A 10,764-nucleotide genomic window follows, 5' to 3' on the forward strand; every position below is an offset into this window, starting at 1 on the left:
TATATATAGCTCTCCAAACTTTTTGTTATCTGCATTTTCTACATCTGTTGTGGTTCGTTAAATAAAATCTATGTCTTCATCCAATCGCAAATCCTCTGAAAACCGTCTTGTCTACCGGGAATTTGGCAACGATAACTCCGCCGCCCTACAAAAACCAATGTCTGCTGCCCTAGAAAGACCAATACAAGAACTACCCCCTCAACAGCAAAACGTGCGCGTGCAAGCCACCCGCGCTGGACGCAAAGGCAAGACTGTAACTGTCATTAACGGTTTTCAGTCCAAACCAGAAACCTTGCAAGCGTTATTGAAGCAGTTGAAAACTCAGTGTGGTACAGGTGGTACAGTCAAAGACAACGAAATTGAAATTCAAGGCGACCACAAGCAGAAAATACTAGAAATTTTGACCAAGCTAGGTTATAAAGCCAAAATCAGTGGTGGTTAATTTGTAGTGTTTACCGAACTCTAGAAACCTGCTGTTTCAGCACATAAATGTTATCTTTGAAATGTACAAAAATTCTGTTCATTTTGATATTTATAGGAGGAAACGATGGATATAGTTCGCCTACTTTGTGCTATTTTTCTACCACCTCTGGGAGTATTTTTACAAGTTGGTATTGGTATAGATTTTTGGATTAATATACTTTTGACACTTTTTGGTTATATTCCTGGAATTATTCACGCTGTGTGGGTGATTGCAAGAAAATAAACGTAGAGTTAAGAAACTGACATAAAAAACAAAGAAGACCAAAAAAGTCAGCCAAAATTTTTGGCATTGAAGATTTAAAAGTTGATTGTTGAGGGTGGGCATCGCTCACCCTTATTGGATTATGTAGGTTAGCAAAAAGTCTTTTTTGGTAAACTCTCCGAAAATTCATTGAGAGGTTTTGTAGTGAAAGCCGTTCACTTAGTTTCGGATGAATTTAACCTACAGAGTAGGTGCAAGATAATGGCAGCAAATTCTCCAAGAAAAGACCTTCACGAAGAAAATCGTTTATCGTGGAATGAAGCTACCAAGGCACATAATAGCCATAAAGGCAATCAAGCGAAGTTTTTTCGGGAGGGAGGAAGCACGCTCTTTCTAGAAGAGAAAGAACTTTTAGGAGATATGACTGGCTTGTCCTTGGTTCATCTTCAATGTAATGCTGGACAAGATTCTTTAAGTTTGGCTCGACTGGGTGCTACTGTCACTGGTGTTGATATAAGTGATGAAGCAATTGCTTTTGCTCAAAAACTTTCAGAAGAATCTGGAATTTCAGCGTCCTTTTATCGTGCAGACGTGTTTGATTGGCTGGAGGTAACAGCAAAGCGAGGCGAGCAATTTGATATTGCTTTCTCCTCTTATGGTGCAGTTTGTTGGATATCTAATCTCAATATCTGGGCTAAGGGAATTGCAGACGTTCTCAAGCATGGTGGACGCTTTGTAGTGGTGGATTTTCATCCTGTAGCTATGATGTTTGATGTGGATTGGAGTCACAAGTTTTCTTACTTCAGTCAAGCAAAGCCCTTAACTTGGGAAGATGGAATCAGTGATTACGTAGCTTCATCAGGTACGGCGCTAACTCCTTGGGGCTATGAAACGGGTATTGAGAATTTTCGCAATCCCTACCGTTCCCATGAGTTTCAATGGGGTATGAGTGAAATAGTCTCTGCGCTGTTGTCAGCTGGACTAACTCTGGAGGTTTTGAAGGAGTACCCTTACGCTAACGGCTGTAAGATGTTTGAACGGTTGGGTCACAACGATTGAAAAATCTGCCAGCCTCCGGAAAAATCGCCCATGTATAAATACTCATTTTTTTGAAAAAATCTACGTTTGGGCGATTTTTCCGCCCAGATCGTTGGCGCGCTCACCAACCAATTAGTAATGAGGCTGGCAGATTTTTCCGGTTTTAATGAAGCGGATGCGGGAAGCACCCGGACGCCGGATGTTTCCACCTGAAGATGTGCCGAATTTGCCTTTGATGTATGGGATTGTGGCTCGAAAAAAGTTTTAAATATCTGTATTAAAAATAGAGTGTATTAAGTGCGAGTATAGACTGTTGTATGTCGTTAGTCAGATGCAGTAAAACGCAAGTTCTATTAACACTGAATTGTATATTGTTGAGCAGCAAATACCAACTTGACTCACGATGAAGCTTAAATTCGCTCATTCAAAATTCAAGAAAAGAATGGTATCAATCAATGTTTCTCAGAACTTGGCGTTTCATGACGCTCATTTTTGTTGCGCTTTTCATGGGTTTGGAGTTTAGTCACACATTAGAACTGCCTGCCAAAATGCAGTACGATGGTCCACTGTATGTGACCCTTCAGAATACACTTTATCAATACTTTGGAGCGCCTGGTCCCGGCGCGTTGATCACACTCGGGGCGCTCCTTTTTGCAATTGTACTGTTGTTTGTTGTACGTAAACGCCGACCAGCCTTTTACTGGACGCTACTTGGCACAATCTGTCTGGCGATCGCCTTCCCTGTGGTCTTCTTCCTACTCATCGAGCCTGTGAATGTCGTGATTTCGCAGGGGACACCTGCGTCCGTACCAGCGAACTGGATGCGACTGCGGAATCAGTGGGAATACTCGCACGCAGCAAACTTCGTCCTTAGTTTGGTCGGGTTTAGTGCGCTTGTGCTCTCTATACTGTGCGAGGTTCCGGCAAATTATCCTCGCAATCGCGTGACTTGATGTTCCTACTTCACATGCTTTTCTCCAAATCTTTAACAGCCGGTCCATGAATGACCTCGCCGTCGTAGCTGAAGCGAGAACCGTGACAAGGACAATCCCAACTCTTCTCAGCACTATTCCAGTTGACAACACAAGCCAAGTGAGGACATACAGCAGAGACAGTATGTAAGGTTCCTTGTGTGTCGCGGTAAGCAGCTATCTTTTCGCCTTTGACAGTGACTAATTTTCCTTCGCCGTTAGCAACTTCAGACAGAGAGGTTGCTAGACCTTTGAGGCGATCGCCCACCCAATGAATTCCCACATCCACGTTTTCCTTGAGTGAGGTTGGAGTGACGAACGGGGTTGCACGGGTTGCGTCATAAAGTTCAGCCCAAGGATTCTTGATACCCAAAATGAGATCTGATAGCAGCATTCCGGACATTGTACCTTTTGTCATTCCCCACAGACTAAACCCAGTTGCTACATAAATGTGTTGGTTCAACGGAGTTAGTTTGCCGATGTAAGGTAGTTTGTCAAACGAAACCATGTCTTGGGTTGACCACCGGTACTCAAACGAATCAACTCCAAACTTATCACGAGCATACGCTTCCAATTTCAGATACGGCTCTTCGGTCTCAGAAACCGTGCCAACTTTATGTCCCTCACCACCAATCAGCAGCAAAAGACCATCTTGGTAGGGAGTTGTACGAATCGAGCGGTATTGCTCCCCAATTCCGATAAACATTCCTTCCGGTGCTTTTGCTCTTTCAATGCGTGCGCCAATGATGTAAGAACGCTTGGGATAAGTTTTGGCAAAGAAAAGTCCTTGATCTAGAATCGGCAGATGCGTTGCGACGATAACATCTTGCGCTCTGACTATTCCCTTGTCTGTGATCACCTGACAAGGCGATCCCTCTTCAACTTTCTCGACTCGTGTGTTTTCAAATAGATAACTGCCGTTGTCGGGAATGCGCTTAGCCAGATGCAGCAAGTACTTGCGGACGTGAAACTGTGCTTGGTTATCAAACTTGACAGCTCCAAAGATTGGAAATGGAAGAGTTGTTTCTCGTACAAAAGAAGCGGGAAGTCCTAGTTTAACTGCTGCTTCCACCTCTTGTTTAATTTGCTCCAGGTTATCTTCTTTGTCTGTATAGGTATAGGCACTTTGGCGACTGAAGTCACAGTCAATTTGTTCTTCTTCGACAAACTTAGCAACCTGTTCAAGTCCCGCTTGGTTTGATTCTGCGTAGAGTCGTGCTTTCTCTTGCCCAAATTGCTTAATTAAATCTGCGTAGATTAATTGGTGCAGCGATGTGACTTTTGCCGTTGTATGACCACTTACACCTGTGACAATATGCCTCGACTCAATGACAGCAACGGTTTTGCCAGCACGTTTGAGCAGTGTAGCAGCCGTCAATCCAACAATTCCTCCACCGATGATTGCGACATCTACTGTTACTTGATTCGTCAACGATGAGAAATTGATGTTTGGGGTTGAGTCAATCCAAAAGGAGATTGGTTTTCCAGGTAAGTTAGTCATAGAGATTTTTTGGTTAGATACTGAACTAAGCTGATGTGCTTTCAAACTACACTTATTTTCGTTGAGACTGTCATGGCTAATGACAAAAGACAATCCACAAGATAAGGTCTGGAATTTCAACGCGTTACAGCTTATGAAATCAAATATCAACCCGAAAAAAATCTCTCTATGGCTATGATTTGACTCAGAACTGGGGATTAAAACAGTTATCAGTTCACTGATAACTGATAACTGATAACTGATTAAAGCACTTTACGCGCTGCCAAATACTCGTACGTCTGCCAACGAGCATCTACCTCGGCTTGTGCTTCTTCCAACAAGCGCTTGGCAAGGGCGGGTTTGCTCTTAGTGAGCATTTTAAAGCGATTCTCTTGGTACATCGACTCGTCTACTGATTGCTTAGGCTGACGCATATCCAACTGCAAAGGATTCTTACCCTCTTTTCGTAAGTCAGGATTATACCGATACAACAACCAACGACCTGATTCTACCAAAGCTTTTTGATGATTCATTGCCGTTGTCATGTTGATACCATGAGCAATGCAGTGGCTATAGGCAATAATGAGTGATGGTCCGTCGTAAGCCTCTGCTTCTAGAAATGCTTTGAGGGTATGTTCATCTCGTGCGCCAAGAGCTACACTTGCTACATAAACGTGACCGTATGTCATCGCAAGAAGTCCCAAGTCTTTCTTCGCTGCTGGCTTACCACTCGCGGCAAACTTAGCAACTGCTGCTCGTGGAGTTGCTTTGGAAGACTGACCACCAGTGTTGGAATATACCTCTGTATCCATGACCAAAATATTCACGTTGCGACCGCTGGCAAGTACATGGTCGAGTCCACCAAAGTCGATGTCATATGCCCAACCGTCACCGCCGACAATCCAAACACTTTTCCTAACTAGATAATCAGCTATTGATTTAAGATTTTGGATTTTAGATTTTAGAGTGTCACCCTGTAGAGACGTTACATGCAACGTCTTTACATCAGCCAGCTTATCTAGCCGTTGTTTCAAGAGGGTAAGCCGTTCGCGTTGTTCGTAGATATCTGCTTCGGTTTGTTGCTGAGCATTTAAGATAGACTGAACCAGAGTATGATCGCCTATTTGATCACTCAGTTTTTGCAGAAGTTCAGCGGCATATTCGGTGTGCTTATCCAGGGAGAGGCGGAAACCAAAGCCGAATTCAGCGTTGTCTTCAAACAAACTATTAGACCATGCGGGACCTTTTCCTGCAGCGTTTGTTGTCCAAGGAGTTGTCGGTAGGTTTCCACCGTAGATTGAAGAACAACCTGTAGCGTTGGCAATGATTGCGCGATCGCCAAACAATTGTGTCAGCAATTTTAAGTAAGGCGTCTCGCCACAACCAGCACAAGCACCAGAAAATTCAAACAACGGTTCTTGCAATTGTTGTTGGCGAACCTGATTTAATTTGAGTTGTCTACGGTCAGGATTTGGCAAACTTAAGAAGAAATTCCAGTTTTCGCGCTCTTGCTCCCGCAAAGGTAATTGCGCTTCCATATAAATTGCTTTGCGTTCTGGCAAAGATTTATTTTTGGCAGGACAAACATCTACACAGATAGCACATCCCGTACAGTCTTCTGGGGCAACTTGAATCGTAAACTTTTGTCCCGCAAAGTCCTTATCTTTAGCGCTGACTGATTTAAAAGTTGCTGGGGCGTTAGTTAATTCACCCGCTTGATAAACCTTACTCCGAATGACACCGTGCGGACAAACGATGACACACTTACTGCATTGTACGCAGACATCAGGGTCCCAAACAGGAATTTCTTGTGCGACATTGCGTTTTTCTAATTTGGCGGTCCCTGTAGGAAAAGTTCCATCTGCTCTGAACGCACTGACGGGCAATTCATCCCCTTCCCATACCATGATTTTGCCGAGAACTTCCCGTATAAATTCTGGCGTACTGACAGGGAGTGGCGGATGAGCAGATGGGGGAGATGAGGGAGATGGAGGAGATGGGGGAGATGAGGGAGATGGGGGAGATGAGGGAGATGGGGAAGATGAGGGAGATGAGGAAGTGATGTCCGTTAGTCGAATGTCTACTTCGACTTTATGCAAATTTTCCAAAGTTCTGTCTACAGCTTCTAAGTTCATGCGGACAACTTCCACTCCTTTTTTGCCGTAGGTTTTTTCGATAGCTTGCTTAATTTTGGCGATCGCTTCTTCTTGTGACAAAACACCTGCTAAGGCAAAGAAACATACTTGCATTATTGTGTTAATCCGTCCTCCCATACCACTTTCACGAGCGACTTGATTAGCATTGATGACATACAACTTAAGTTGTTTGCTAATAATTTGCTCTTGCACTTTCACTGGGAGATGTTCCCAAACAGTATCAGCATCATAAGGACTGTTTAGCAGGAATGTTGCTCCAACAACAGCGGCCTTTAGTACATCAATGCGTTCTAGTAAAAGCCACTGATGACAACCAATAAAGTTGGCTTTGTCAATCAGGTAAGTTGAGCGAATTGGCAATTGCCCGAAGCGCAGATGTGATACAGTCATGGAACCGGATTTCTTTGAGTCGTAAACAAAATAGCCTTGAGCGTAGTTGTCGGTTTCTTCACCAATAATCTTGATTGAGTTTTTGTTTGCCCCAACAGTACCATCGGAACCTAACCCATAGAACATTGCCCGCACAACGTTATCCGGTTCAATAGAAAAGTCGGGGTCAAATGTCAAAGAGGTGTAACTAACGTCGTCGTGAATACCGATGGTAAAGTGATTTTTTGGTTTTGCTTGAGTTAGGTTTTCAAAAACTGCTCGCACCATTGCTGGGGTAAATTCTTTCGAGGAAAGACCGTAACGACCACCGATAATTTTAGGAGGAGAAATTCTTCCACTTCCTCTTTCTCTATCTGCCCATTCTTCGTGAACAGCAGTGACGACATCTAGATATAAAGGTTCACCTGCACTACCAGGTTCTTTGGTCCTGTCCAGTACTGCTATTGCTTTCACACTGACAGGTAGAACTTCCACAAAGCGTTTGACATCAAAAGGACGGTATAGCCTGACTTTGACAACACCAACTTTTTCTCCACGGGCGATAAGGTTATCTACCGTTTCATGCACTGTTTCACAAGCAGAACCCATGACTACGATAACTTGTTCTGCATCAGGGGCACCGTGGTATTCAAAGATGCGATAATGTCGTTCTGTAAGTTCCCCAAATTGATCCATCGTTTGTTGGACAATGTTGGGACAGGCGTTGTAATACGGATTAATGCTTTCGCGGGACTGAAAGTAAACATCGGGGTTTTGAGCAGTTCCCCGCAAGACTGGATGATCTGGAGTTAAAGCGCGATCGCGGTGGGCAAAGACCAGCTCATCATCAATCAGCGCCTGGAGGTCACTATCTTCTAGGAGTTGAACTTTCTGAATTTCGTGAGAGGTGCGGAAGCCGTCAAAGAAGTGCATAAATGGCACTCGTATCTGAAGAGTGGCGGCTTGAGCAATAAGAGCAAAGTCGTGACTTTCCTGTACTGAAGCGGAACATAACAAGGCAAAACCAGTTGCACGCGCAGCCATTACGTCACTATGGTCGCCAAAAATTGACAGGGCGTGGGTTGCTAAAGAGCGCGCTGCAACGTGAATAACGGCACTGGTCAGCTCACCTGCTATTTTGTACAGGTTGGGAATCATCAACAGTAATCCTTGTGATGATGTGAAGGTCGTCGTCAGACTACCTGTTTGCAATGCTCCATGCACCGCAGCTGCTGCGCCGCCTTCACTCTGCATTGCTACCACTCTTGGAACAGTACCCCACAAATTGGGATGCTCTTGGGAGGACCAAGTATCTGTCCATTCACCCATTGATGATGAAGGGGTAATGGGATAAATAGCGATAACTTCATTTAGGCGGTAAGCAACACGGGCAACAGCCTCATTTCCGTCTATTGTTGCAAAGGTTTTTTCCATGATTTCTCCTGTTTAATGACCGCATGCCAGTATGGGTATGCGGTCATCTGTTACTACCTAGTGATGCAAGTTTCGTTTTCTTCCCTGATGAGCAACTAGCACTACAGGCTATGAGCGGCGATCATCTCAAAATGGATGTCATCCACTTGTAAGATACGTTGGTAGCGATTATATTTTGGCTCACTTAATCGAAACGTAATGAATTTAAAATAATTCATTGGAGACAAAATATACTGTGTATTTGCTACCAGTTAAGCAACTTTTTACATCAGTATTTTTTTCATCCTAGGTTATCTCATCGACTAGCTATGTTTAGCTCTTCTTTTGAAGAAGAACTCATCTTGCTTTTTTAGTATCTCATCATATTTTTTATATATATTCATGTTAATTACTGATGTACTCAAACAAAAAAGCCTTTATTTTATAAGGCTCTCAGTCAAAAAAATATTTTTATTGGGGTATGGGTTCGAGAATTAGCTCAGCACTTTTATTTAGCAATGTGGAGCATAATTAACAATATAAAAACCGTATCATATAAACATTCTGATTAAAAAAGAATTAGAGAAAATATTTCAATTAAAAATATACCTAACGCTCAAATTCAAAATCGCAACGCTAAGCCCTTTGGGCACGCTACAAAGAATGCGATTTTGAATTCCAAGACAGCGGTACTAGATTTGTTCAGCACCTGGTCGCCCATTTTGAACAACAAACGAACCGAGAGTGCTGACACTTGCATTCGGTTCACGGATGGTGGAAACAATGCGGTAGTCACTTTGCCAAGTATTTTGTGTCAGATGACAACGCACATACCCTCGGTTTTTAGCGTCGAAGAATTTCGTATGAGGATTGGCGCTTAGAGCTGCGACGACGGGGGGAATAAAGGTTTCAGGGAAGTCTGAGGAAATTGAAGTACCTACGAACTCTGTAGCAACAGTAGGTGAGTTTGGGTCGTTGAAGTCAGTTTTCAGGTCGTGTACCCAACTCGAATGAATGTCACCAGTAATCACAACTGGATTGCTGGGTTGCTGTTGTTGTACAAATTTCAATAGGCGATTGCGTGCAGCTACATAACCATCCCACTGATCCAAATTGAAAAGTTCTTGGTCTGGACGGGCATCAAAGTCATATTGTGCGATCATAGTTTGCTGAGCGATAACATTCCAACGAGCTTGGGATTTACTCAAACCTCGGAATAACCACTGTTCTTGTTTTGTGCCAGTCATCGTCGCATTTGAATCAAAAGCTTGCGAGCAACGGGGTTTTAAGCCGTCATCGCAAGGTTGGTCGGTGCGGTACTGACGGGTATCTAGCACGTTAAACTCAGCTATATTCCCGAAGGTGAAACGCCGATAGAGCTGTAAATCAGAACCACGAGGCAGCGATAATCGACGTAGGGGCATATGTTCGTAGTAAGCTTGGTAAGCGTTGGCACGACGAGTCACAAACTCTTGTTGACTTTGATTTTCTTCTGGAATCAAACCAGCATAGTTATTTTCGACTTCATGATCGTCCCAAGTGACTATCCAGGGAAAAGCTGCATGAGCCGCTTGCAGGTTGGAATCAGTTTTGTAAAGGGCATGACGATTGCGGTAGTCAGCAAGAGTGACGATTTCAGGACTATTGTGTTGACGTGGACCTCCAGATTGTGGTCCATACTCATAAATGTAGTCACCCAAGTGAACGACTAAATCTAGATCCTCTTTCGCCAAGCCTTGGTAAGCTGTGTAATAACCGTTTTGCCAATCCTGACAGTTGACAAAGCCAAAGCGGAATTGAGCGACACGGGTATCGCGTGCTGGTGCTGTACGGGTGCGCCCGATGTTACTCACTTCATTACCTGCTTTGAACTGATACCAATACCAACGTTCAGGTTGCAACCCACCGACTTCTACATGGACAGAGTGTGCAAATTCGGGAGTGGCGATCGCCGTACCTCGTTGCACAACATTTTTCATGTTTTCATCCAAAGCAACTTGCCACTGCACTGGAACGTTCACAGACGGCATCCCACCACCATTTAACGGTTCTGGAGCCAGCCGCGTCCATAGTACGACACTATCTGGTAAGGGGTCACCTGAAGCAATACCGAGACTGAAGGGATAAGCAGAAAAACTGGGCTGTGCAATCGCTCTTGTGTGAGTCCATTGACTAGCAATGATACTTCCAGTCACACCAAAAGCACCAATGAGAAAGCCCCGTCGCTTGTATTTAGTAGATAGTAAGCGAGCAAACTGAAAACGCTCCATATGCATCCTTGTTGGAAATTTTTAAAATAGGGGAGAAAGCAAAAGCTGAATTATAATCAACTTAATGTCGCAACATTAACATATCAACTGAGTATTAACTAGGTATTAAGAGCTTGTTAATGTTGAGATAAATATCAAGCTCATGAACTACCCAGACCCACCTTCGGTGAGAGATTGGTAATTCTCTACTCGCCCTACTCCCTGAAGAAATTGCAACGACTAGCGGTTACGCATGTGTTATTAGTAACTAAAATTGTCTGCGTGGGCAGTTTGACCGACATGTTAGCGCAGCGTCTTTAAAACAGTGAACAGTGAACAGTGAAGGAGTCAGGAGTCAGGAGGAGCCAGTGCGGTGGACGGTGAGACCAGTGCTCTTGGTAGG

Annotated in this window: 8 protein-coding genes; 5 read left to right on the top strand and 3 right to left on the bottom strand. The window is 43.9% G+C overall.

What is annotated here, in order from left to right:
- Positions 1-70 precede the first annotated feature (70 nt).
- The 4 genes from DP117_RS05825 (at position 71) to DP117_RS05840 (ending at position 2,676) form a co-directional block, all read left to right on the top strand.
- A complete protein-coding gene (locus DP117_RS05825) occupies positions 71-442 on the top strand; it encodes a translation initiation factor (protein WP_169217381.1) in 372 nt (123 codons plus the stop codon).
- A gap of 105 nt (positions 443-547) precedes the next feature.
- Positions 548-706 (top strand): YqaE/Pmp3 family membrane protein, encoded by a 159-nt coding sequence (locus DP117_RS05830; protein WP_169217382.1) that lies wholly within the window; start codon positions 548-550, stop codon positions 704-706.
- Positions 707-946: 240 nt separating this feature from the next.
- Positions 947-1,744 carry a class I SAM-dependent methyltransferase gene (locus tag DP117_RS05835; protein WP_169217383.1) on the top strand — a complete coding sequence of 266 codons (798 nt, stop codon included), beginning with the start codon at positions 947-949 and terminating at the stop codon, positions 1,742-1,744.
- Between the two features lie 458 nt (positions 1,745-2,202).
- The gene (locus DP117_RS05840; protein WP_248277540.1) at positions 2,203-2,676 is read left to right on the top strand and encodes a DUF1772 domain-containing protein; all 474 of its coding nucleotides are present in this window, start codon (positions 2,203-2,205) and stop codon (positions 2,674-2,676) included.
- A gap of 10 nt (positions 2,677-2,686) precedes the next feature.
- Here DP117_RS05840 and DP117_RS05845 read toward each other — a convergent pair whose 3' ends face one another.
- Together DP117_RS05845 and nifJ are read right to left on the bottom strand one after the other, a co-directional pair.
- Positions 2,687-4,195, bottom strand: a complete 1,509-nt coding sequence (locus tag DP117_RS05845; protein WP_169217385.1) for an FAD-dependent oxidoreductase — start codon at positions 4,193-4,195, stop codon at positions 2,687-2,689.
- Between the two features lie 242 nt (positions 4,196-4,437).
- Positions 4,438-8,133, bottom strand: coding sequence for a pyruvate:ferredoxin (flavodoxin) oxidoreductase (gene nifJ / locus DP117_RS05850; protein ID WP_169217386.1), 3,696 nt, complete (start codon positions 8,131-8,133; stop codon positions 4,438-4,440).
- A gap of 23 nt (positions 8,134-8,156) precedes the next feature.
- Between nifJ and DP117_RS36875 the strand changes: the two genes are divergently transcribed.
- Positions 8,157-8,285 (top strand): hypothetical protein, encoded by a 129-nt coding sequence (locus DP117_RS36875; protein ID WP_282440254.1) that lies wholly within the window; start codon positions 8,157-8,159, stop codon positions 8,283-8,285.
- 519 nt (positions 8,286-8,804) lie between these two features.
- Here DP117_RS36875 and DP117_RS05855 read toward each other — a convergent pair.
- Entirely contained in the window at positions 8,805-10,382 is a 1,578-nt protein-coding gene (locus tag DP117_RS05855; RefSeq protein WP_169217387.1) for an alkaline phosphatase, read from the bottom strand.
- Positions 10,383-10,764: the final 382 nt, after the last annotated feature.

The organism is Brasilonema sp. UFV-L1 (assembly GCF_012912105.1).
Lineage (GTDB): Bacteria > Cyanobacteriota > Cyanobacteriia > Cyanobacteriales > Nostocaceae > Brasilonema.